This window comes from Deltaproteobacteria bacterium HGW-Deltaproteobacteria-18 (assembly GCA_002841885.1).
In the GTDB taxonomy this organism is placed as follows: Bacteria; Desulfobacterota; Desulfovibrionia; order Desulfovibrionales; family Desulfomicrobiaceae; genus Desulfomicrobium.
On sequence record PHBE01000009.1, the window covers coordinates 50055 to 74071 of the forward strand.

At 58.0% G+C, this 24017-nt stretch carries 19 protein-coding genes and 1 pseudogene; 12 read left to right on the forward strand and 8 right to left on the reverse strand.

Annotated features, from left to right (window positions below):
- Window positions 1-313: 313 nt before the first annotated feature.
- Window positions 314-1612 (reverse strand): hypothetical protein, encoded by a 1299-nt coding sequence (locus CVU60_09495; protein ID PKN41620.1) that lies wholly within the window; start codon window positions 1610-1612, stop codon window positions 314-316.
- Window positions 1613-1758: 146 nt separating this feature from the next.
- Window positions 1759-3366, reverse strand: coding sequence for a VCBS repeat-containing protein (locus tag CVU60_09500; GenBank protein PKN41621.1), 1608 nt, complete (start codon window positions 3364-3366; stop codon window positions 1759-1761).
- Between the two features lie 413 nt (window positions 3367-3779).
- On the opposite strand from CVU60_09500, the gene CVU60_09505 reads away from it, so the two are divergent.
- The 7 genes from CVU60_09505 (at window position 3780) to CVU60_09535 (ending at window position 10632) form a co-directional block, all read left to right on the forward strand.
- Complete coding sequence (locus CVU60_09505; protein ID PKN41622.1) at window positions 3780-4268, forward strand: hypothetical protein; 489 nt, start codon at window positions 3780-3782, stop codon at window positions 4266-4268.
- Between the two features lie 471 nt (window positions 4269-4739).
- A complete protein-coding gene (locus CVU60_09510; GenBank protein PKN41623.1) occupies window positions 4740-5171 on the forward strand; it encodes a two-component system response regulator in 432 nt (143 codons plus the stop codon).
- A 23-nt stretch (window positions 5172-5194) separates the two neighbouring features.
- Window positions 5195-5590 (forward strand): response regulator, encoded by a 396-nt coding sequence (locus CVU60_09515; GenBank protein PKN41624.1) that lies wholly within the window; start codon window positions 5195-5197, stop codon window positions 5588-5590.
- Window positions 5591-5650: 60 nt separating this feature from the next.
- Window positions 5651-6928 (forward strand): hypothetical protein, encoded by a 1278-nt coding sequence (locus CVU60_09520; GenBank protein PKN41625.1) that lies wholly within the window; start codon window positions 5651-5653, stop codon window positions 6926-6928.
- A gap of 4 nt (window positions 6929-6932) precedes the next feature.
- On the forward strand, window positions 6933-7634 hold the full coding sequence (locus CVU60_09525; protein ID PKN41626.1) for a hypothetical protein: 702 nt from the start codon (window positions 6933-6935) through the stop codon (window positions 7632-7634).
- A 135-nt stretch (window positions 7635-7769) separates the two neighbouring features.
- A complete protein-coding gene (locus tag CVU60_09530; GenBank protein PKN41627.1) occupies window positions 7770-9284 on the forward strand; it encodes a PAS domain-containing sensor histidine kinase in 1515 nt (504 codons plus the stop codon).
- 13 nt (window positions 9285-9297) lie between these two features.
- Entirely contained in the window at window positions 9298-10632 is a 1335-nt protein-coding gene (locus CVU60_09535) for a sigma-54-dependent Fis family transcriptional regulator (GenBank protein PKN41802.1), read from the forward strand.
- Between the two features lie 645 nt (window positions 10633-11277).
- Here the strand turns inward: CVU60_09535 and CVU60_09540 are convergent.
- Entirely contained in the window at window positions 11278-12891 is a 1614-nt protein-coding gene (locus tag CVU60_09540; protein PKN41628.1) for a response regulator, read from the reverse strand.
- Window positions 12884-13720: a purine-nucleoside phosphorylase gene (locus tag CVU60_09545; GenBank protein PKN41629.1), complete on the reverse strand. Its 837-nt coding sequence runs from the start codon at window positions 13718-13720 to the stop codon at window positions 12884-12886. The genes CVU60_09540 and CVU60_09545 overlap by 8 nt, the downstream gene beginning before the upstream one ends.
- A gap of 343 nt (window positions 13721-14063) precedes the next feature.
- On the opposite strand from CVU60_09545, the gene CVU60_09550 reads away from it, so the two are divergent.
- The 5 genes from CVU60_09550 (at window position 14064) to CVU60_09570 (ending at window position 19522) form a co-directional block, all read left to right on the forward strand.
- Window positions 14064-15494 carry an acetyl-CoA carboxylase biotin carboxylase subunit gene (locus tag CVU60_09550; GenBank protein ID PKN41803.1) on the forward strand — a complete coding sequence of 477 codons (1431 nt, stop codon included), beginning with the start codon at window positions 14064-14066 and terminating at the stop codon, window positions 15492-15494.
- Window positions 15495-15603: 109 nt separating this feature from the next.
- Window positions 15604-17844: an acetyl-CoA carboxylase carboxyl transferase subunit alpha/beta gene (locus tag CVU60_09555; GenBank protein PKN41630.1), complete on the forward strand. Its 2241-nt coding sequence runs from the start codon at window positions 15604-15606 to the stop codon at window positions 17842-17844.
- A gap of 161 nt (window positions 17845-18005) precedes the next feature.
- Window positions 18006-18656, forward strand: coding sequence for a biotin attachment protein (locus tag CVU60_09560; protein ID PKN41631.1), 651 nt, complete (start codon window positions 18006-18008; stop codon window positions 18654-18656).
- Window positions 18656-19006, forward strand: coding sequence for a hypothetical protein (locus CVU60_09565; protein PKN41632.1), 351 nt, complete (start codon window positions 18656-18658; stop codon window positions 19004-19006). Before CVU60_09560 ends, CVU60_09565 begins: the two co-directional genes overlap by 1 nt.
- 27 nt (window positions 19007-19033) lie before the next feature.
- A complete protein-coding gene (locus tag CVU60_09570) occupies window positions 19034-19522 on the forward strand; it encodes a single-stranded DNA-binding protein (GenBank protein PKN41633.1) in 489 nt (162 codons plus the stop codon).
- 113 nt (window positions 19523-19635) lie between these two features.
- Here CVU60_09570 and CVU60_09575 read toward each other — a convergent pair.
- The 4 genes and pseudogenes from CVU60_09575 to CVU60_09590 all read right to left on the reverse strand — a co-directional run bounded on the left by CVU60_09575 (window position 19636) and on the right by CVU60_09590 (window position 23791).
- A pseudogene (locus tag CVU60_09575) lies at window positions 19636-19890 on the reverse strand (IS3 family transposase).
- Window positions 19891-20109: 219 nt separating this feature from the next.
- Window positions 20110-20994 (reverse strand): transporter, encoded by an 885-nt coding sequence (locus CVU60_09580; GenBank protein ID PKN41634.1) that lies wholly within the window; start codon window positions 20992-20994, stop codon window positions 20110-20112.
- Window positions 20995-21067: 73 nt separating this feature from the next.
- The gene (locus tag CVU60_09585; GenBank protein ID PKN41635.1) at window positions 21068-23041 is read right to left on the reverse strand and encodes a hypothetical protein; all 1974 of its coding nucleotides are present in this window, start codon (window positions 23039-23041) and stop codon (window positions 21068-21070) included.
- Window positions 23042-23068: 27 nt separating this feature from the next.
- Window positions 23069-23791 (reverse strand): hypothetical protein, encoded by a 723-nt coding sequence (locus CVU60_09590; protein PKN41636.1) that lies wholly within the window; start codon window positions 23789-23791, stop codon window positions 23069-23071.
- Window positions 23792-24017 lie beyond the last annotated feature (226 nt).

The window sequence follows — 24017 nt, forward strand, 5'->3', positions numbered from 1 at the left end:
AAATGCAGGATTCCGCGCCGTTGCCCGACAGGGCCCGTTTCCACGGGAATGACATAAATTCGCTCGCCGCTTCGTGTCATTCCCGCGAAGGCGGGCCATGTCGGGCAACAGCGCGGAATCCATCCTTTCGCTAAAGGGGCTGCTTTACGCAACGACAAAATGTCTATGCCCCGAATCCTCCAAAAGTCAATTCCTTCATCAGGCGTGAAGTACCGCCCACGGGGTTCACCACTCATGAAGGCCGCCTGCAAATAAAAAAGGGCCGGAGTTTTGCGTCTCCGGCCCAAAGTGGCGTCAGGTGTGAAAACCCGAATTAGAACTTGTACTGGAAGCCGACGGTGGCGAAGTAGGAAGCGTCGAGGTCGTCGCCAGTGGCATCTTTATAGGTTTCGCTGGAAGCCTTGAAGTAACCGAGCTCATTGATGGCGGCCAGGTTTTCATAGATCATGTACTTGTTGACCAGCCAGAATTCCCACAGGTCGTCTTCTTCGGTGAAGGCAACGCCGCTGTCTTCGTCGGAAGTACCCTGGGCATATGCGATGACCAGCTTGTGGGACAGCTTTTCAACAAAGGAGATGTCGTCCAGTACGAGGCCCAGGACCCAGAGGCCGGTGCCGTCGCTTCCAACACCAAGGGCTTCAGTGCCCCAAGAGTCGTTAGCAGCGATGAAAGCGCGATCGCCACCAACGTAGGGGGTCAGGCCCCAGCCTTCACGGAGGGTCGGCAGGTAGTTGTCTTCACCATCTTCATCATCAGCACCAGTAGCATAGGTGGTGAACAAGGTGGCGGTCAGCATGTCCATCTTGTAGGAAGCGGCCAGAGCGGCGTACCAGCCCTTGGTCTCGTATTCATCATTGTCGCCAACACCGTAGATCAGGTCGGCGGCAAAGGTCAGCGGATCGAACATGGTCAGAGCTGCGTTAGCACCAAGAACCCATACAGTGGAGTCGTCAGTGTTGTTATAAGAAGCGCCAGAATTCTGACCAAGCCAAGCGTAACCAAAGTAAGGAGTGAGGGCAAAGCCATCAAGGGTGATGGGCGCAGCAATGAAAGCCATATCGACATCATCACTCTCGGTGCCATCTTCCATCAGCTCATCGCTGAAGGAGGTGCTTCCGTCAGTGCCGCGGGTGTAACCGACGGTCACGCCAAACATTTCATTGATGGGTGCGGACACAGTGATTGCGGCAGCATCGTCATCGAAGACAGGGTTGCCGAAAACGCCAGGCAGGGCAACGTACTGCAGACCGGCCTGCACGTTGATCTGAGTGTCAGGGAAATTGAAGTTGAGGTAAGCGTGCTTGACTTCCAGGCTATCCTTTCCGTCAGTGCCCCAGTCAGAGCCGGTGTCTGCGCCCCAAACGTTGTCAAATTCAAAACCCAGGACAGCCTTCAGATTTTCGTTGGCCACGTAGTCAAAGTAGGTACGCATGCGCTGTACGGTGGAATAGTTGTCTCCGTCTTTGTAGTTGGAGTCATGGTCATTCAGGTTGGCTGACCAAATTCCGTAGACATCGAAGTTGCCGCGAACTTTCAGTTCGGTGGCGGAAGCGCTGGTGACCATGCTGAAAAGCAGGGCGGCAACCAAGGCTACGAGTGCAAAACGTTTCATGTTCTTTCTCCTTTTGCTGTGAAAAAAACGAATCATCTGACGCCTGGAAAGCTTCTAATCCAGCTGCGGTCCAAAAAGCAAGCCTTTTATGGCCGATTGGTGACTGAAAGTTTAATTTTTTTTACCGTCCAGTTTTTTGAATCAACCTATTGATTGTCCAAGTTTAAAGGATACGCCACCACCATCGTGCGTTTTTTGGCCGTCCCGGCCATGCCGGTGTGGGAGTTGATGCTGACCACGAGGTCAAGGGCCCCGTCGTTGTCCAAGTCCGCCAAGGCGTAGTCCGTGACAGTGCCCTTGATGCGGGCCGTCTTCCACTGCAGGCTCATGCCGACGCCATCCCAGTACATGGAATGGATTTCGCCCTGCGGATAGTCCCTGTAGTTTGAGAAAATCTGGGCCGAGACGGAGATGTTACGGCTGAGAATGAGTTCGTGGCGGCTGTCCCTGTCTAGATTTGACGGGATGGCGCGCAAGGGGATGAAAACTTTGTTCGACGGCATGTTCTGCTCCGTGGGCGGCTGCAGGCCCATGGGGGCAGAGTGGTATTCGATCCCGAGGTTGGACCCGGCATAGGTTTCGTCCGTTGAAGTCAAGAGCGCTCCGGTTGAGCTGTATATTCTCATATGGTCATAGTCGTCGATCATGACGATCTGATGTCCATCTTCGAAGGGCAGGAAGGTCACGTTAAAAACAGTGCCGCCAAGGGGTAGATCTATGGCCGGACCGAGGTCATAGGAATCGTCACGCTTGATCATCTGGTGAATCTTGCTGTCCAGATATTTGGTGCGTCCCGTTTCCTGTCCAACCAGTGTCGGCATGAAGGCCGGAGGCATGTTGAGGACTCCGAGAAAGTAGGGGATCGAATCGGCCTTGATGGAGAACTTGCCGTCGAAGTCGACGATGAGGGACTTGGGGGCTTTGTCCAGAGCTGCGGCGATAACTAGCTCGTGGCGGCCGTCGCGGTTAATGTCGATGCTGTTCAGGCGCACGTAATTCCGGTTTTTTGGCAGGTCGAGTTCAGCGACCTGTTTCATTTCTCCGCCAGTGACTCTGTAAGCGAGCAGGGTGCTGTCCGTCATCAGGAACACTTCATTCTGCCCGTCCCCGTCCCCGTCACACACCACCATCCCGCGAGAGGCAAACGGCAGGGTCTGGCTGCGCCAGCGGCCCATGGAGGTGTCGGCGTCTTCATACTTCAGGGAGGGGTTGGCGTAGGCCGTGTCAGCCTTGGTTTCGTTGACGATGAGGGCCTTGTTCATGGGGGTGGCTACCGGCTGCGCCTTGGCAACGGCGGTTTCTGGCTTGCCGAAGACCTGGGCGTTGATGTCTTTGGCGACCGTCTCCAGACTCGGGATGACCTGGCTCAGTTGCGTCTGTGTGGGCCGGGGCAGGTTATTGCCTTGGGGATCGATGGTGTTGACGTCGAGGCTGCATTCCTGACCCATGACGGTCAGCGAGCCCCAGACCAGATAGTCGACGCCCAGAGCCTGGCGGATTTTCTCGGCTGCGCCGGAATCCGCAGGCAGGCTGGTCACGGTCTTTTTGACTGTCCCTGCATCAAGGGGAGTTAAATTTTCGGGCCAGGTCAGACGCGTGGTCAGCATGCTTTGAATGCCCTGGCTCAGATATTGATACTCCTGCGGTCCATGCACCCCAAAGGGCAGCACCGCGAAGGTCTTGGCCTCCTGGGCCAGGGCCGGGGCGGCGCAAAGAAGCAGGACGGCGAGGTTGATGAGAAGTCTCTTGAACATTGTCTCCTCCGGGAATACAGATTTCGGACTTTGTCGGTTGAATGGCTAACAATAAAGTGGTTCTTCATGGTAAGGAATCCCGGGAATGTCAACAACGGCGGTGGATACGGCGGGTTGGGCCGGGGGTGGTTCGGGCGGGACGCAGGGAAGTCGCTGCGGTCGTAGAAATGGATTTCACGCATAGCCTGACCTGCCGCGTCGAAAGTCGGGCTACGCGCGAAGACTCCCACGCAGAGCCTGGCTTCTCGCAATGACGACGTCGGTGCTGCGTCATTGCGAGCGCAACGCGGACTTGTCGGGCGCATGCGCGAAATCCATGCCTTTGCCAAAGGCCGCGAGAACTATGGATGGCCGACGATGTATTATCCTGGTTGGCCCTGCAAATTCTTTTCATCATAACAATAGAGGTATCCATGATCTCAAGACGCGACCTTCTCTTCGGCATGGCCCGCCGCCTGCGCGAGTCGGGTGGGGACAAGCCTGTCTCCGGTATCGGCGCGGATATCGGCGCCGCCGATGCCGCCTATGTCCGCAAGGACTATGGCGCTGCCCGTGACCTTTACAAGGACGTGCTCAAGGAGAACCGCGCTCACAAGGAGGCCAGGATCAGGCAGGGCATGTGTCATTACCATCTGGGTGAGTACGTGCAGGCCAAGGATCAGTTGCTCTTGGTCTGCAAGCAGCATCCCGGTGAATACCTGGCCTGTCTGTATCTGGGGCTGGCCTATGCCCGGCGGGAGCAGCTCGAGAAGTGCATGGAGGTCTGGAAAGGCTTTGTGGACCGCGATCATATCGCCGTGATGCGTGAAATCAACGTGCATCGCGCTCTTTTTGAAACCGGCGAACCTCTGACCGGAGTGGAAGTGGCCGACGCCGTGGAAAAGGCGCTGACTCAGGCGTAGTGAGTTTATCCTGTCGTTTTTTTGCCCCTATGCCGTTATGTTTCCATAAGCTTGGAAAGGATTTTTTTTGTGACTGGGCGCTGCTTCTTTGCAAGCTCAATGTTTTCGCTTTCAAGGCCGGGGCAAAACGCCCCGTTTTCTCCTGCCTGTTAATATTTCATCCATGATTTCAAGCAAGTTGCCTGCCCGATGTCCAGTTCGGGGCGAAACGTCCCTGTGGGGCGAAACGCCCCGGTTTTGGGCTCGAAATCGTTTTGGCGCGGGTTTCGTCGCGCTTTGATGGCGAATCATCCAGTCGCTCTTCTTTGTACCCGTCCATAAAATCAGCTAGTTGCAAATATGGCATGGCCTGGCCTTTGATAGTTCAACCGCAGAAGGCGGTTCGCGTTGGCATACGCGTTGCTTTATGCGATTGAACCAGAAGGAGGCTTGCTCGCGGATCATGCAGGCAGGCCCGTCAAGGAGGACTGAGTGACCGACGCCAATATTTTGCTTGTCGACGACGATGCGCAGTTCATCGAAATCATGAAGAAACGCCTGACCATGCGGCGCATGGAAGTGTTTCACGCAAGCAGCGGCGAAGAGGCCTTGCAGAAGCTTGCAATGCATGGCGAAATCGAGGTTGTCATCCTTGACGTGAAGTTGCCCGGGCGGAGCGGCATTGAGATGCTGCAGCTCATCAAGCAGCAATTTCCTCTGGTGGAAGTGATCATGCTGACCGGACACGCCACCGTGGAATCGGCCATCGACGGCATGCGGCTGGGGGCTTCGGATTATCTGATGAAGCCTTGCAGTATCGACGTGCTGGTTGAAAAGGTCAAAGAAGCGGTGGAAAAGAAGCGCAGGCATGAAGAGAAGATAGTCGACGCACGGGTTCGGGAGATCGCCAGTCGCCGAACGTAGAGGCGATTAAAAATGGAGCGTTCATGGCTGACAGCATTCTTCTCATCGACGACGAGACGCAGTTCCTGATCACCATGGCCAAGCGCCTGCGTAAAAGGGGGTTTCTCGTCAGGGAGGCCGGCAGCGGTCTGAATGGGTTGCGAGAGCTAGAGGCGGAGCCCGCCGATGTGGTAGTGCTTGACGTCGGAATGCCGGGTATGGACGGCATTCAGGTCCTACGGGAGATCAAGTTGCGTTTTCCGCAGGTGCAGGTGCTCATGCTGACCGGGCACGCCGACATGGAAGTTGCGCTTTCGGGAATGGCCATGGGCGCGTTCGACTATCTGATGAAACCGGTGGAGCTTGATGTCCTGGTCGGTAAAATCCGGGAGGCCTGTTCCCGGAGCAGGAAAGCGGGTGAGAGGCGCGGGTTGGAGTAAGCCACCTGCACAGGGAACATGGTCCTGTATACACAAGATTACGAGGAGGCGGTAACGCGTATGGGATTCTTTAAAGATTGGGGATCATTCATGGTGGAGGGCTCGCGGTCCTTTGCCCGGTGGGAAGTGGAAAACGCCCGGATCATCCTGGGCGACAAGAAGCGTATCTGGCTGCTTTGTCTCATGCTCATTCCCGCCCTGCTTGGCGGATGGGCCTATGCCGATGAAATCGGGCAGGCCTTGCCGACAGTGATCGGAGGCAAGGAAGCCTATAGTCCTTCCTTTTACAGCCTTTATATTTTCTTCGTGTCAATTTTTGTCGGTGTGGGCGCGGGCCTCATTTCTGGCTGTATCGGCGCGGGTGGCGGCTTCATCATCGCTCCCGCGCTCATGAGCGCGGGCGTCAAGGGCATCCTGGCCGTCGGCACGGACCTCTTTCACATCTTCGCCAAGGCCATCATGGGTAGCGTGCTGCATCGCAAGATGGGCAACGTGTCCGTGCCCCTGGCGTTCGTCTTCCTCATCGGCGCCATCATCGGCACGACTGTCGGCGCAGGCATCAACCGTGCTCTCTACAATGTAAACCCGGTTTTGAGCGACGCCTTTATCACCACCGTGTACACGGTCATGCTCGGCTTCCTGGGTTTTTACGGCATGTACGACTACTTCAGTGCCAAGAAGGCTGGTCATTCCGGCGGCGCGCATGATACCGGCGAAGGCTCCGGCATGACCGGCATCGCCCAGAAGCTGCAGTCCGTGAACCTGCCCCCCATGGTCTCCTTCGACCAGGGCCTCATTCCCGGCGGGCGCAAGATCTCCTGGATATTCCTGGTCCTGTCCGGCGTGCTGGTCGGCATGGCTGCGGGCATCATGGGTGTCGGCGGCGGCTTCCTGACCTTCCCCATCTTCGTCTACATCCTGGGCGTTTCCTCCCTGACCACCGTAGGCACGGACATCTTCCAGATCGTGTTCACGGCCGGTTACGGTGCCATCACCCAGTACGCCATTTACGGCTTCATCTTCTACACCCTGGCCATGGGCATGCTGCTCGGTTCCCTGATCGGCATCCAGGTCGGCGCGCTGGTGACCAAGGTCGTTCCCGGGATCACCATCCGCGGCTTCTTCGCCCTTTCGGTCATGGCCGGTTTCGTGAACCGATTCTTCGCCCTGCCCAAGAAGATGGTTGCAATGGGCTATCTGCCCGAATCCATGGCCGGTTTCACCAAAGTCATGGACACAGTGGGCATGTACCTGTTCTTCATCGTCATCGCCCTGTTCGGCATCTGGGTATTCGGGGCATTTTTCAAGAATATCAAGACACTGAAGTATGAGGACTGATCTTATGATTCATAACAAAAAGGAATTCACCGGGGGAATTGCCCTGCTCGTGGTCTTCTTCATAGTCCTTTTCGCAATGTTCCAGCCCCTTTTCGATGGGCACAACGCAATGGGGTATCTGGACAACCTGTACAACTCCATCTCCAAGGGTTCGGCCTACTATGTGGACAACCTGAAGGAAGAGGCCAAGACCGTGTCCGGCTATCAGGTCAACGTTACCATGAAGATGGAAAACGAGACGCAGGCCGCCGACAGCGTCGCGCTGATCACCGCCGCCGGAGCGACGGCGACGGCTCAGGGAAAGGAATTGACCATATCCGGCGATTATTTCGCCATCCTGAGCGCCAGTCTTGAGGATGCAGACCGCATGTACCATAACGACGGCGCGGCTCTCAAGGCCAAGTATCCGGTTTTCGAGTCCAAGGATGATCGTCAGGCGCTCTACAACTGGAGCACGATCCTGGCCGGTTTCGACAAGAAATTGAAGGACCAGGAGGCGTTCGCCGAAGCCAAGGTGGCCTTCAACATCAATTCCAAGGTCGTGGAGACCGCCTACAACTACTACAGCGTGGTGCCGGAGCAGATCAGGGACAAGGCCGGAATCGTCATCTTCTCCCTGGCGTTCTATGTCATCTACACCATGTGGTACGGCTTCGGCATCCTCTTCGTCTTCGAAGGCTGGGGTCTGAAGATCAGCGGTCATTGATGCCAAATTAAGCCAGGGCCTTCCCTGCAAGAGAATCATCATTGTCGGCGCGGCCTCCACAGGAGGCCGCGCCGAAATTTTTGGGCCGGCGAATGTCCTTTGCCAGGTGGGTCGGCTCAGGATACTGGAGAGTGCATGAATCTTTCCGAATATTACAATACCGTCATGGAACTCAGCCACGGCATCGTCATCACCCTCGACGAGGACGGGCGGATCATCCATGGAAATTCGCGTTTCGAAGCGCTTTCCGGCTACGAAATCGGCGACATCGCAGGCCAGGACTGGTTTGAGCTTTGCGTGGACGCCAAACGCGCGGACACGTCCAGGGCGATATTCGCGGGGATCGTCGAGGCCGGGACGCTGGCGTTCATGAAAGGCTCCCTCATGACCAGGGACGGGCGCAAGATCTATATCGACTGGAACATGAAACCCCTGTTCGACTCCCGGCAAAGCCTGGTCAGCGTCCTCTGCGTTGGCCAGGATGTCACGGCCCATGTGCTGCGTCAGCGCGAGTTGCTGCACGAACATGGTCGACTGGTGGCCCTGAACAAGGAGCTTTCCTGCCTGCACGCCATGAACCGCATCGTCTCGAACATGGATAGTGAACTGCCGGACATTCTGCGCGAGATATTGGCCATAATCCCTCCCTCGTTCCAGAATCCCCAGTCCACTGGCGTGCGCCTGCTGCTCGACGGGCAGGTGATAATCAGCGGGAAATTCACGCCAGATGCCTCGTGCCGTCTGGAGCAGGAAGTGCTCGTGCAGAAGGTGAAACGCGGGCACCTGAGCGTCAGCCTTTCGGGGAGCGCCGAGGACGGGACTGATTTCGCCTTTCTGCCCACGGAGTCCGAACTTCTTGGAGCCCTGGCCAAGCATGTGGGCTGGATCATCGCCAAACGCGAGGCCCTGTCGACCAAGAGAAATCTCGAACGGCAATTGCAGCACGCAGACCGGCTGGCCAAGATCGGCCAGTTTGCGGCCGGCGTGGCGCATGAATTGAACGAGCCCCTGGCCAACATCCTCGGCTTTGCGCAGCTGGCCGAACAGACCCCTGGCCTTCCGGCGCAGGTCATGAAGGATCTGGACAACATCATCAAGGCGGCCCTGCACAGCCGCGAGGTGATCAAGAAGCTGATGATTTTCGGTCGTCAGGTGCCACTACAGAAAAGCCTTGTCGATTTGAATCAGATCATCCGCGATTCCCTGTATTTCATCGAGATGAGCGCCTCCCGAGGCAAGGTCGAGGTGCGCATGAACCTGGCCGAAGGACTGCCCACGATCATGGCCGACCCGCAGCATCTCAAGCAGGTCATCGTCAATCTGGTGGTCAACGGCATTCATGCCATGCCGGGGGGAGGGGTCTTGACCATAGAAACCATGTCCTTCAAGGATGACGTCTATCTTCTGGTCAGCGACATAGGCGTTGGCATGTCTCCGGAAGTCATGCGGCAGATTTTCAGCCCGTTCTTCACCACCAAGGACGTGGATCAGGGTACGGGCCTGGGTCTTGCGGTGGTGCACGGGATTGTCCATGCCCATGGCGGGGTCATCGAAGTGGAGAGCGAACCGGGCCGTGGCACGCGCTTTGAGATCACCTTCCCATGCCGCCAGAGCGTGCCTGACATGAATCCGGCCACCGACGACAAATAAGGACGAAATGAGCATGCAGGACAAGGCTACTTCAATTCTGGCCGTGGATGACAGCCCCGCAACCCTCGAAGTCATCTCGCGCAACCTGACCGGGGCGGGCTATGTGGTCCATACCTGCGGCAGCGTCGAGGAGGCCGGAGCATTTCTGGACGGGACGCCTGTGGACCTTATCATCACCGATTACAAGATGCCCCGGGCAAACGGACTGGAACTCATCAAGTATGTGCGGGACAATTTCAAAGACACCGAAATCATGATGATCACCGGCTATCCGACGATCAGCGGAGCCGTGGAAGCCATGCGAGACGGGGCCGGGGAATACCTGGCCAAGCCATTCACCGGCGAGGAGCTCCTGGCCGTGGTCCGGCGGATTCTTGAAAAACAGGCCAGAAGGCGAGCGGCCCACGCCGATGATCAGGAGCTCAGCGCATTCGGGATCATCGGTAACTGCCCCGAGATGCAGGCCGTTTACGGGCTTATCCGCAAGGCCGCCCAGACCAGCGCCAATGTGTTCATTTCCGGAGAGTCGGGCACGGGCAAGGAACTGGTGGCCCGCGCCGTGCACTACAACAGCGACCGCAGAGCCTCCGCCTTTGTGCCGGTCAACTGCTCGGCCATTCCCGACACCCTGCTTGAGAGTGAACTCTTCGGCCACGTCAAGGGCGCCTTCACCGGCGCCAAGGACAGCCGGGCCGGTTTTTTCGAGATCGCCAACGGCGGGACCATTTTTCTGGACGAAATCGGGGACGCCAGCCCCAATCTGCAGGCCAAGCTGCTGCGGGTCATGCAGAGCAAGGAGTTCTGCATGGTCGGGTCATCAAGAACCCGCACCGTGGACACCCGCATCATCGCGGCCACGCACAAGGATTTGAAACGTCTGGTGGCGCAGGGCCTTTTCCGGGAAGATCTTTTTTACCGCATCCACGTCGTGGAGATCCCGCTGCCGTCCCTGGCTGAACGCGGGGACGACATCCTCATGCTGGCCAACCATTTCCTGCGCAAATTCGCCGCAGACATGAACCGCGAGACCCCGCGCATGACCGACGAGGCTCTGCAAGCCCTGGCGCAGTATGCCTGGCCAGGCAATGTCCGGGAGCTCGAAAACCTGTTGCAACGCCTAGTCATCATCGGCGACGGGCCTGTCATCGACATCACCGACCTGCCCGAGTCCATGCGATTCTCCATCAACCGCGGCCGCCACGGGGACAAGACCCTGGCCGAGGTGGAAGCGGATCACATCCGCGCAGTCCTGGCCCGCACCGGCGACAACAAAACCCGCGCCGCCGAGATACTGGGCATCGATCGCAAGACACTCAGGGAGAAGCTGAAGCGTCTGGGATTGGGGTGACGGGTTTGTGAGGAGTCTTCGCGAACGTGTCGGGCTATGCGTGAGAGCCCAGCTTTCGACACGGCGATCCAGATCTGTAATTCTTGAGCATTTCGCATCGCGGCCGCGCTGCGGGTTGGATTGATTCAGCGAAGTCATTGCGAGAAGCTAGGCTCTGCGTGGGAGTCTTCGCGCGTAGCCCGACTTTCGACGCGGCAATCCATGCCTTCGATTGTTGGATGCATCGCATCGCGGCCGCGCCCCGGGCTAGGCCGGGCAAGGCCCGCCGAAACTCCTTCTCCGGCTTCGTAGAGCCGAATCGTTGCGTGTAAAACGGGAAATTTGGGCAGCGCAGCGGCAACGATTCAGCAACCGATGCCTGGCTCAGTCAGACAGTCGGCGCCCCTCGCCCGGCCCAACCCGGTGCGCTGGAGCGGCGCAGGGATGGGCTGCCTGAAAATTACTGCCCCAGGTTGCCGAAAATGGCGGGATGCGAGAAATAAAAGCCGTTGCACAGAGCCTTCATCCCCTTGAAGAAGGGGATCCATGTCTTTGCAGGGTCTCAGGGAACAAAGAAAATCCAGCCCCTATGCGCATTTTCATACGTGTAGGGCCTGGATTTTCTGCAGTGACGAATCGGATCGTCATTTGGGGCAGGAGGGCTTCCTACAAAAACTTCTTGAACACAGCCTGCAGGCTTTCGGCCGTGAAGGGTTTGCGCAGGATGTCGTTGACTCCGGCTTCAAGGGCCGCCTTGTTGTCGTTGGCCTCATCCTGGGTGGTGACCATGACTACGGGCAGGTCCTTCTTGGAGAAGGATTTGCGGATCTCCCGGGTCAGGTCGATGCCGGTGATGTCGGGCATGTTCAGGTCGGTGAGCACCATCTCCGGAGTGTTCGATTGCAGCCATTCCAGGGCGCTGGCCGGGAATTCGAAGAGCACGGGCTCAAAGCCAAGTTCATGCAGGGTGGACTTGTAGATGCTCAGGATCATGCGCGAGTCGTCCACGGCGCAGATGCGCTTGCGGACCGTCTTTTTTTCTTCCGGGGCCAGCAGTTTGAGGGCCAGCCCCGAATAGCCGTGTTCTTTGAGGATGGCGTAGAAGAAGTCGCGGATGTCCTGATGGGCCCGGGTCAGTTGGCTCAGCGCCATGGGCTGGAAGCGCTCCTCTTCCATGAGGCTGAGGAATATCTGTTTGGCCTGGGCGTTGATGGTGGTCTTGATGATGCGCTGGGCATCCTCTTCCCTTTCGCTGGCCAGGTTCTTGATCCCGGCGGCCATGATCTCGTTGAAGTTGCGGTCTATGGCCTTGGCAGCGGCGATGCATACGTGATCCACCGGGTCACTGAGGCCCTGCGTCAGCACGTAAGCGCCCCGGTCCAGCGGCAAGAGGCCCAGGGCTTCGTAGGCGGCGAAGCGCACATTGGCGTTGGCGGGGTGGGTGTGCAGCAGTTTGCGGATGGGCGAGATGGCGGCCGGGTCCCCGATGTCGCCCAACACATTTAATGTATGGATGCGCAGATCGGCGTCGTCGAAGAGCAGGTTCTCGGTCAGAATGGGGACGGCTTTGGGGCCGATGCCGACCAGAGTCTTCTTGGCGTAGGAGCGCAGATGGGCGTAGTGTGAGCGCATGGCCTCGTTGAGCTTGTCCAGGGAGATGGAGTCCTGGACCTTGGCGAAGATGTCGAGGATGAGCAGGTCGAGCTGGTTGTCCGTGCCCATGCGTTCTGCCAGCCGCAGCATGGCTGTGGGCGTGCCCAGCTTGCCCAGGGCCTTGGTGGCGGTGATGATCAGGGCGCGGTTGCCGGAGTAGAGGAACTCGCTCACGGGATTGGTGGCCTGCGGATCGCCGATTTCACCCAGGGTGTCGAGGATCTGGTTGATCTCGCTTATGTCCGTGGCTGCGAGCAAGGCTTCGATCAGATTGTCGACCACTTCCTCCAGGCGCAGCTCTCCGGCCATGGCGATGTACATCTCGCGGCAAGGGGTCTGCGGGTTGCTTATGGCCGTGGCGAGCAATTGGGGTTGGGCCAGGATCTTGACGGCCAGGATTTCCCGGACCAGCGGCAGGCTCGCGACCATGTCCCGGTGTTCGGAAATGAATCGGCAGAGGACGGGTACGGCAAACTCGGGCGCAGCTTCACGAAACGCGCCAAGTACCTGCTCACGGATGTTTTTGTCCATGTTCTCCAGGTATCCCAGCACCAGACGTGCCTTGATGGTGTCTTTATGATGAATGTTGTCCCGGATCTCGGCGAGCAGATGGGCGTGATCAGCCATGGCGACCTCCCAGGTTGGGGATGAATGCGGACAGGAGTGAACCCAGGGCATTGGCGGAGGCATTGGCCTGACTCAGAATCTCTGCATGAGATGTCTGGGCCATGCAATCCGGCAGGTTTTTGTTGGTCAGGCAGGAAATCCCCAGAACCTTGATGCCCATATGGTGGGCGGTGATGGCTTCGGGTACCGTGGACATGCCGATGGCGTCGGCTCCCATGATGCGGAACATGCGCGTCTCGGCCGGAGTCTCAAGACTGGGACCGGCCACGGCCACGTAGACCCCCTGCTCCAGGCGCTGTCCGCAACTCATGGCGGCCAGCATGGCCTGCTCGCGCAGGGCAGGGCAGTACACCTGGGACATGTCCGGGAACCTTGGTCCCCAGTCGTCGACATTGGGCCCGGTCAGGGGATTGTGTCCGGTCATGTTGATGTGGTCAGTCAGCAGCATGAGCCCGCCGGTGGCAAACAGGGGATTCAAGGCTCCTGCGGCATTGGTCAGGATCAGGTTTTCGGTCCCGAGCAGGCCAAGGCAGACGATGGGCAGAGTCACTTCCTGCGGGCGGTAGCCCTCATAAAGGTGAAAGCGTCCGGAAAAGACGAAGACAGGCGTGCCCTTGATCTCGGCCACAAGCAGCGTCCCAGCGTGGCCTTCAACGGTGGAGACCGGGAAGCCGGGGATGTCCGCATAGGGGATGCTTTTTTGAATCCACGCGGGTTCGATCCATTTTCCCAGGCCGCTGCCGAGCACAAGGGCGGTTCTGGGCATGGACAGGCAGTTTTTCTTGATCCAGTCGGCGGCGGTGCGGGCTCTGGTCTGTATATCAGTCATGGTCGTTATCCTTGATTATTTTCGTCCCGGAGCGATTCTGCCCGTTAATCTGGACAGCCCTCCAAACGCTGTTATACTGTTTCTTCAAGACGGTTTCTTTGGACTCCTCAGCTTGTTTGAAGGCGTCCACGGCGCAAAGAAATCAGACTTATCTTTCATCTTTCTTGCGGATTGTTTTGGTTTTGGCAAGGATTCCGAAGAGTTTATTTCTCTTTTTGACGAGGACAGCCCGGCCTGTCGGACTTGCCCCGATGCGATTATGGATATAAGCGGGTCCGGCTTTATGAAGGAATTTATTTTTTTCAACGCCCAACAGTTCATACAAGGAAAGGCTCTTTTAGACATGAAGAACCCCATCGAATCCAAGAAACATAAAGTTCTCATCGCCAATCGGGGAGAGATCGCCATCCGCATCATGCAGGCCTGCCGCAAGCTTGGCCTGGCATTCGTGGCGCTTTTCACCGAACCGGACAAGGACAGCGAGCACTGCGTCCTGGCACGCAAGCTTGGCGGGGACGAGTCCCTGTACCGTGTCAGTTCATATCTCGACGCCAACGAAATCTTTGCTGTGGCGGATCAGGCCGGAGCCACGGCGATTCATCCCGGATATGGCTTTTTTGCCGAGGATTACCGTTTTGCCCGCCGCGTGGCCCAGCGCGAGCAAAAACTCATATTCATCGGGCCTTCCTGGCAGGTCATCCGCGAACTCGGCGACAAGATCAACACCAAGCGTCTGGCTCGCAAGCTTGGCGTGCCCACGGTTCCCGGATCGGACAAGCCCGTGACGGATGACCTCGAAGCCGAGCACATCGCCAAGTCCCTGTTCGATTTTCAAAAAGAGCAGGGCATCAACAAACCCGTCATCCTGGTCAAGGCTTCGGCCGGGGGTGGGGGCATGGGTATCGAGGAAGTGGACGATCTGGACAAGTTCCGCAGCGTCCTGCGACGCATCAAGAGCTACTCCAAGCGCCAGTTTCGCGACGAAGGCGTGCTCATCGAGCAGCGCATCTTTGACTTCAACCATCTCGAAGTGCAGGTGTTGTCCGACCGCACGGGCCAGAACCCCGTCCATTTCGGCACCCGCAACTGCTCGGTGCAATCACCCGGCCATCAGAAGCGCATCGAGGTCGCGCCCGGTTTCGATCCCTCATCACTGCGCTACGCCTTTGACGCAAAAAAGGTGCTCGAAGACATCACCGAGTATTCCCTGCGCATGGCCAGGGAGGCCGGGTACGACAACGTCGGAACCTGGGAATGGATCGTCAGTCCCACCGGGCAGCCGTTTCTGATGGAAGTCAACACCCGCATCCAGGTCGAGAACGGAGTTTCGGCGCGCATCGCCGCCATCAAGGGCAAGGGCGACGTGGACCTCATCGCGGAGCAGATCCGCGTGGGCCTGGGCGCTCCTCTTGGTTACACCCAGAAAGACATCACTCTGAACGGCGTCGGCATAGAGTACCGCATCATCGCCGAAGATACGGACAACAAGTTCGCCCCCTGGGTGGGCCGCATCACCGCCTTTGACTGGCCCAAGCAGGATTGGCTCAAGATGCACAGTCAGGTGCCTACCGATCGCGAGTACGAGATCCCTACGGATTTCGACCCGAACCTGGCCCTGGCCATCATCTGGGGCAAGGATCTGGCCCAGGCCAAGGAGCGGGGAGTGGAGTTCCTGGGTTCCCTGACCCTGCAGGGCATCAACGCTTCCGGTGAAGCCATGAAGTCCAATGTCGAATTCCTCAAACGCAAGACCGAGGGCATCCTGGCTTTCTAGGATTCAAGCCGGCTTCGGGATCACATCCGTGCCGAATACTGATTAAGCGCTCAAGCTACGCCGGAAAAATCCGGCATAACCCAAGCATGCGAGGCAATCGCGCACTCTTATGGATATCGAAAAACGCATACAAGAACTTCGGGACCGCCTGAAATATATTCTGGACATCTTCGGACCCGATGAAAATACCAATGTCATCATGCTGGAAGCCAAGCTTGGCGAGTACGTCGCTCGCGAGCCGGGTCTGTCCAAGCAGGAAGCCATCCGGCAACTGGAAACCCTGGAAGAGCTGTTTCGCTTCCTGGAGAAGAAGCTCGAACGCGAGCTGACTCCCATGAACAAGGTGCGCATCGTGCGGCATCCGCAGCGCATCTGCCTCAAGGACATCCTTGAAAACGTGTACGACAACTACACCGAGATCGGCGGTCAGGACGATTACAGCATCGATCCGAGCATGCTCATCGCCCGGGCCTACATCACCCGCAGGCGCGGCAAGAAGGTCCACAACCAGGCGGTCATGGTCATCGGCCAGGAAAAGGGCCATGGCCAGGAGTTCCGCAACGGCGGTTCGGTCAAGCCCTGGGGTAACGCCAAGGCCCTGCACTACATGAAGGTCGCGGAGACGGAGAACATTCCGATCCACACCTACATATTCACCCCCGGTTCCTATCCCATCGAGGACTATCCGGGAGCGGCCCAGCAGATCGCCAAGAATCTCTACGAGATGGCCGGGCTCAAGGTGCCGATCGTTGCCGTCATCTCCGAAGGCGGGTCCGGCGGAGCCGAGGCCATCGGCCTTGCCGACACGCGCATCATGATGTCGCACGGCTACTATTCGGTCATCTCGCCCGAGGGTGCGGCCGCCATCGAGGGTCGGCTGCGCGGCGGACAGCGCGCCGAGCCCAAACTCATCGAGCACTGCGCCAAGCAGCTCAAGATGACGGCCGACGACAACCGCGCCATGGGTTTCGTGGACTGGAAAATCAACGAGCCGGAGCTTGGTGCCCGGCCGGAACATTACGACTTCTTCCGCAAGCTGCGCAAATCCGTGGTCTCTTCGACGGACGAGATAGTCCTGAATATCAGGGGTATGCGCTTTTTCAGGTCCCTCGCGCTACGGCGTCACAAGGGCGCGGACGTGTATGTGCGCTGGAGCCTCGACAGCCGGGCCAAGGAGCGTCTGCTCTGGACCCGCTACATGAAATTCCGCCGCATGGCGCAGGATGCCTACCTGGACAAACGCCACTGGTTCAGCCGGAGCAGCGAGTGGACCAGCGAGTTCTTCTCATCCCTGTACTCCTATTTCCGCTACGACCTCTTCGGCAAACAGCACAAGAAGGTCACGGAGCTGGCCGAGGACGTGCACGCGGAGATGCAAGTCGTGGTCGGGCGCTCTTCGCGGTATTGGAAGAACGTCATGTCCAAACTGTCTTTCGGCAAGGCCAAGAAGGACGTGGACAAGGCCGGACTGACCTCCCTGTCCACCTGGGACGACGGAGCGCTGAACAGCGGCAAGTGGCAGTACGTCAGCCCCCAGGCCAAGCTCGACCGGGCCGTGGTTTGCCCCAACACCGCCGTGCACGGATGCCTTGATCAGTGGGCCCCGGATCTTTTCGGCGAGTGGGCCGGGGTGTGCAGCTTCTGTGGGCACCATTTCCCCATGGAATACCAGTGGTACCTGCACAACATCTTCGATCCCGGCTCCATCTACGAGGTCTTCAGCGAGATCGAGTCCACCAATCCCCTCAAATTCGACGGCTTCGACCTGAAGCTCGATGAGGCCAAACGCAAGACCGGCCACAAGTGCGGGTGCATGACCTTCGAAGCCCGCATCGAGGGCACGTCCGTCATGGTCGCCATGTTCATGGGCGCTTTCCGTGGCGGCAGCGTGGGCGCTGCCGAGGGCGAAAAGTTCGTGCGTGCCATGGAGCGTGCGCGCAAGAAGCAGCTTCCATTCCTGTCCTATGTGCACGGCACTGCGGGCATCCGCATCCAGGAAGGCGTCAACGGCGTCATCCAGATGCCGCGCTGCACCATGGCCGTGCGCCGCTACACGGAAGCCGGCGGTCTGTATCTGGTGCTCTACGACACCAACTCCTACGCCGGGCCGGTGGCCAGTTTTCTGGGGTGCTCGCCGTACCAGTTCTCGGTGCGTTCGGCCAATATCGGTTTTGCCGGTCCCGGAGTCATCAAGGAGACCACGGGCATGGATATCCCGCCCAATTACCACAACGCCTATCAGGCGCTGTCTCGCGGGCATATCCAGGGTATATGGGATCGCCGGGAAATCCGGGGCAACCTGGTCCAGTCCCTGCAGACCATGGGTGGCCGCAACCTTTATTACCGTTAGGAGACCGTTGAAAAATGGCGATCTGCCGCGTCAGCGAAAAAATCCAGACCGCTCATGTATGCGCAATACACCGCGCGCCCTGGATTTTTTCGCTTCCTTGCATCTCACCATTTTTGAACGGTCTGCGAATTTTGAATTTTTCAGTCAGTTAGGAGTCACCAGTGATCGACGTTAAAGAATTGTTGCGGGAGCTGCGCGAGGAGCCTTACGAGAAGATCTCCATCAGGGCTCCCCATAGCGGAAAGGTGGAATTCGTGGCCAAGGAGCCCGGAGTGCGGGTCGTCGGCCCCAGCGGCACCTGGAAGGAGGTCCCCGGGACCCTGCTGGTCCGGATGGAGCGCGAAAATGTCAAGAAACCTCTCTTCGCCCCGCAGAAGGGTGAGGTCATGTCCCTGGGCGAAATCGAAAACGGCCAGTTCGTGCAGGCCGGTCAGGAGCTCATGACCATCCGTCATTACCTGACCCGCGAAGAGGTCATCGCTCGCATCCTGCGCCGCTCCCTGTCCCTGTTTCTGGCTCCGGAGAAGGGCAAGTATTATTTCTTCCCCGACGTGGACATCAAGGTCAAGACCAAGGGCAGCCAGAGCGTGCACATAGAGGACGGGCTGGAACTCTTCATCCTCTCGCGCATGAAGCGTGAGACCTCGATCCGCTACAGCGGCCCGGCCGGCATCATCTATGCCGTCTATTTCGAGACCAACGACTCCGTGGACCGGGACAGCCCGCTCATCGGCGTCTGCCCCGAAGACCAGCTTGGCCAGATCCAGGAAGTCGTCAGCCGCGTGCAGAGCGACTGGGAGGAGAGAGACTGATGGGCAAGGTCCTTCAGGTTCGAGTGTACGCCTACACCTACAGCGAGGAAGATGTCCGCAAGGCATGGCCAAGGCTCTGGAGCCTGGCCTTCGAGGAGACCAAGCCGGGATTTCCTTACGAGATGGCAGGGGTTCTTGAGCTTGTCAGGGCCCTTGATGACCTGTATCAGTTCGGAGTCATTGCCGAGGCCATCAGCAAGGTTTTGGCCTCGGAGCTTCCCAAGGTCGTGAAGGCGGTGGAGGAGTTGCAGCGGCACCTCGCCGACTGGAATCCGCAGGCCGCCAACCAGGCCTCCGACCGCATTGAAGAGGGGCTTGGCGAGCTGGAAAAACTGGTGGCCAATCCATGACCGCATCAACATACACGAGGAGACGACATGGCAGGTAGTCTGAATAAAGCAATCTTGATCGGCCGTTTGGGCCGTGATCCGGAGATGCGCTACACCCCGTCCGGGCAGCCGGTGGCCAATTTTTCCATTGCCACGGATGAAACATACACGGGCAAAGACGGGCAGAAGGTCGAAAAGACCGAATGGCACCGCATCGTGGTCTGGGGCAAGCAGGCTGAATTCTGCGGCAACTATCTTGCCAAGGGCCGTCTGGTCTACATTGAGGGCAAGATCGAAACCCGCAAGTGGACGGACAAGGACGGCGTGGAGAAATACACCACGGAAATCAAGGCCGACCGCGTGCAGGGACTCGATTCCCGCCAGTCTGAAGGCGGCTACGCCCAGGCCCCGCAGTACCAGCAGCGCCCCCAGGGAGCACCCCAGGGCGGCTCCCAGAACGGCGGCCGTGGCTACGAAGACGACATGGGCCCGGCCTTCCCTTCCGAAGCCAGCGGGATGGATGACGCACCTTTTTAGCGAATACCTTTTTACAAACTGTAAATAATAGAAGTGGAGTTACTGAAATGACTCCACTTTTTTTGTTATTGACACTTTTTGGTAAGCTGACTTCCCGGGAAACTTCGGACCACTCAATTTTTGAGGGTTTCCCCAAGGTTCAGTTTTTTTCCATACTGCCGGCAGAAGTGTTCGGGCGTCATGTTGTTCAGGCTTGAATGCGGGCGAACGGAGTTGTAGTGCCGCCTCCGTTCATCGATCACAACCTGCGCCTCAGTCCGACACCGGAACCATTCTCTCGACAGGCACTCGTCTCGCAATTTGCCATTAAAACTCTCGTTCAAACCGTTCTGCCATGGCTTGCCAGGCTCAATCAACGCCAGGTCCAGTATTCCGTTATTTTAATGAATGCCCCGGAGATTCTGATTCTCCGGGGCATTCTGACGATGCAGCCCCTGTGAAGGAGTTGTGAACAGGGATACTTCACCGCCTCTCATCATGATTCGTGAATCCACGGCTTCGGCATGCGACCGACGTCGGACTGCAGTTTCTCTGCTTCCGATGCCGCGGCACCGGGTCCATTGTCACACGAACGGCCGGGCTTCCCGTCAGAATTCCTTGGCGAGTGTGAAAACGGCCAGATTGCCCTCGGGCGCGTCCTTGGCCTGCACTTCGTGGAGAAATCGAAACGTCGCGCGGGTTTTCCAGGGTGCTATGATGTAGGAGATTTCGGGTCCAAGTGCCAGGGAACTGTCATGGACATCCTTGTCCCATGTAACGCCGCTGCCGGAGTCGTCGGTCATCTGTTTCTGCCAGTAGCCAGCCAGGCCGAATTCCCACATGCCGATCATTTTCCCCAGGCCGGCCTCGACGATGACGTTGTCGCCGTACCTGACGTCGGTTGCACTGTTTTCCGTATTGATCTCGTACCGCAACAAGGCGGACAATGACCAAGTCCTGTCCTCGTCGAAAAAGTAGGTCCCCCCGATGTCGAGCATGTGCGTCCAATAATTCTTGCCCGGAGAGGCCGGCCGGTCCTTGTTGTAATCTCCCACAGGAAGAAAGATCTCGTAACCGAAAGCGATGTCCCACCTGTCCAGATGCCAGGACAGGAGGAGCGGGCATACGTCCACGTCGCCGATGCTGCTGCGCGTATCCCCGCCATAATTGGAGTACTGCACGTGCGTGTATGTCAGCGGGATGGTCGCGAACATGGCGTAGTCAGCTCCGAAAATCTTGTAGTCGGTCACCCACAAGGGTCTGATGGCGTCGCAGACCACGTCCAAATCGAAGTTGATGGGGATCTTGTGCCCGTCGCCATCGTTGACGCGGTCCGCATTGTAGGCCGCGAGATAATTGAGGAGGTAATATCCTGGTCCCGGAACGGACGCGACCTTCACGCCTTCCACGCCGGCCACGTAGTGGCCGTTTGCCGCCAGAGACGGAAGTGCCGACAGCAGGACGACAAGAAGTGCCAACAATGCTTTTTTCATGTAAAAGTTCCTTTTGATGGATCTTGTGTTGCGATGACCGTCCAGGCGGCTGGTTGCCGCCTGGACGTCCGGCTTATGCGCCGATGGCGGCGGTCATTTTTGCGGCGACGAAGTCCAGGCCGAGTTTTTTCAGATGCGAAACCTTGGGGATTCCTGTCTTGATGTCGTATCCACGCAGTTCGTAATAGGCATCCAGCATCTTGTTGAACTTCACCGGGTCGATGGGCGGCAGGGGATTGGGGCCGACGGGGTGCTCCCCTGGGCAACTCGTATTGAGGCATTTCCAGTTTGGCTGATCGTCCTCGCGGCGCATGCCGCGCATGCAGATCGTCGCGCGTTCAATCTGAACGCAGCGTTCGTAGATGTTGTCCAGAGCCTCCTTGGTGTATTCGATGCCCGTGGCGTAGTATAACGCTTTGCTGATCATCTTGTGCATGTATTCGAGTTTTTCCGGAGTATCGTGGAAGTAGGCCAGGTGGCCGAAGTTGAATTTGCAGACGCCCGTGGAGTCGGAGAAAAAGAAGAAGTTCTCATAGAACCTGACCAGCTTTGCCTTGCCCATGGGATGATAGGAGCGGACATCGCCGGCCTCTTCGGTTCCTCCCAGATAGGCCGCGACCGGGGGGATGTTGACCCACTCGGCCGTGGGCAGGCCGTTCAGGTGATGCGACCCGCGCGGCGAGACTGCGAACTGCAGCATGGACCCCATGGTGGAGCGGGTCTCGACGCCCGTCGCGCACATCCCTTTCTGACAGTAAACCGACTTGAGCGCCTCGTCACCGAGCGTTTTGGCAAAGCGGTACGGCCCTTCGGCCAGCTTGTCGCCACAACCCTCGCGGAAAGTGATCTTGGGCAGCAGTTGAACGCAGGCGTCGCCATTGGCGAAATCGAGCTTAATGCCATCCGTGAAGTCATCACCGATGAGATTGCGTTCACGCAGTTCCATGATGGTTGAAAACACCGCGCCCGCTTCCACCGTGTCCATGCCGTAGTCGTTGATCATGGCGTTGAGCTTGAGCACGACGCGGCAGTCGGTGATGTCGCATTTATGGCCCAGGGCCGTGGTGGTCTCGTACTCGGGCCCGCCACCCCGGGTGGGGTACTTGCCGTCGGGAACGGCATAGGCCGCGTGGCAGTGGACCGGACAGGTGAAGCATGCCTCACGCCTGGTCCCGTAGGTATCAAACCAGTGGTTTACCAACTCATCGAATTTGGGGTCGATGCCGCAGCGCTGCCAGTTGCGGATCGGGACCATTCCCGTCTTTCCGATGAGATTGGTCACGCCGGGCGTTCCGTACGTGGACATGACTTTGTAGGTGAAGCTGTGGGCAGGACCGAAGTTCGGGTCCATGAGATCGTCGCGCAGCTGTTTGGAGATTTCGAAAAACTCTTTCGGCTTGAACAGATTGATGGTCTTGGTTCCGTTCGCGACGATGGCCTTGAGCTTCTTGGAACCGAACACGGCGCCCAGGCCGCAACGGCCCATGGAATTGGTGGTCTCGGTACGCACATTGGCGAAGCGGACCAGGTTCTCGCCCGCCTGGCCGATGCACAGGAGCTTGGTGCGCTCGCCGTATTTGTGGATCAGCTCCGCCTGCGTATCTATGGTGCCTTTACCCCAGAGGTCGCCGGCAGGCAGTATCTCGATATTGTCGTCCTCGATGTTGATATAGACCGGCTCTTTCGATGCACCGGTGATCACGAGCATGTCATACCCGCAACGCTTGAGGGCGGGGCCGAAATGTCCGCCGGAATTGGCGTCACCCCATCCGCTCGTGTTCAAGGGCGCCAGAAACGTCGCATGAGTGCGCCCCGAGCTGGGAAAGGTGGTGCCTGAGAGCGGGCCGGTGCCGATGTAGATGGGGCTCTCGGGGGCAAGAGGGTCGGTCTTGGCCACATCAACGTCCCGGAAAAGCAGGTAATGGGCCAGAGCTCGCCCTCCAAGCCAATCCTTGTGGTACTTGGTCGCGTCCTCCCTGACCACCTTCTTGCTCGTCAAATCGACCCGGAGAATCTGTCCCATGTTGCCATATGTTTTCGTACTCATTGTTTATGTACTCCTTGCAATTCCGGGTTAGAGCTTCGTGTAAGTGATTGCGCCTGTGGGACACCAGGCCACGCATTGCGGGTTTCCGCCGCAGAAGTCGCATTTGAAGGCGGTTTCTGCTTCCGGGTGAACGTGAATCATCCCGAATTGGCAGGCCTCAACGCAGGTTCCGCAACCGACGCACTTGGCCTCGTTCACGACTCTCGCCCCGGTTTTCGGATCGATAAAGATGGCCTTTTCGGGACACGCGTCCAGGCATTCGGGGGATGGACACTGTCGGCAGAACTCATTGGTGCTCATTTCCGTAAAATTCGCCCAGGACAGATGTTGCGGAATGCCAGGCGCGTTTGCGCTGAGAGCGCTGGCTCCAATGAACGGAAGGACCGGTTTCAGGTCGAAGACATTGCGCCTGGCCTTGATGTCGGCGTCGCCCGCGTGGAACTGGGCGCAGGCGACTTCGCAGTATGCGCATCCGGCGCATTTGGTGGTGTCGAAGTGCAGTTCGTACTGGGCTGCGGGCAACTTGCCGCTCTCGGCTTCCGGACTGGCCTGAGCGGCCAGATCGCCGGCGAGGACGCCGGCCAGGACTCCACCGCCGGCCTGCAGTGTTGTTTTGAAGAACGATCTTCGAGAAGCGTTTACGGACTGTTCTTTTTCCATGTCGTTAAGCTTGCTCCCCTCTTTCATGTAACTCCTCCGTACGCGGTATTTTAGTGCCTGAATGGGGTGATCCGCATTCGTCCTCCCCATTGAAAGAATCGGGCCATGTCGTTAATGATGTGTAACATTATGATATATAACGTTTTAATTGCAAGACGGCGCAGGGGGTGAGTGAAGGGAATATTCCAAAAAGAATATTTTCAGGGGCAAGAACAGCTAACCGTCTGTGTATGCACGACCTTTCAGTCGTATGACTTTTAGAATATTATAATATATGTCGCGCTTCTGCTGGATGGAAAAATTCATGTGTGATGCA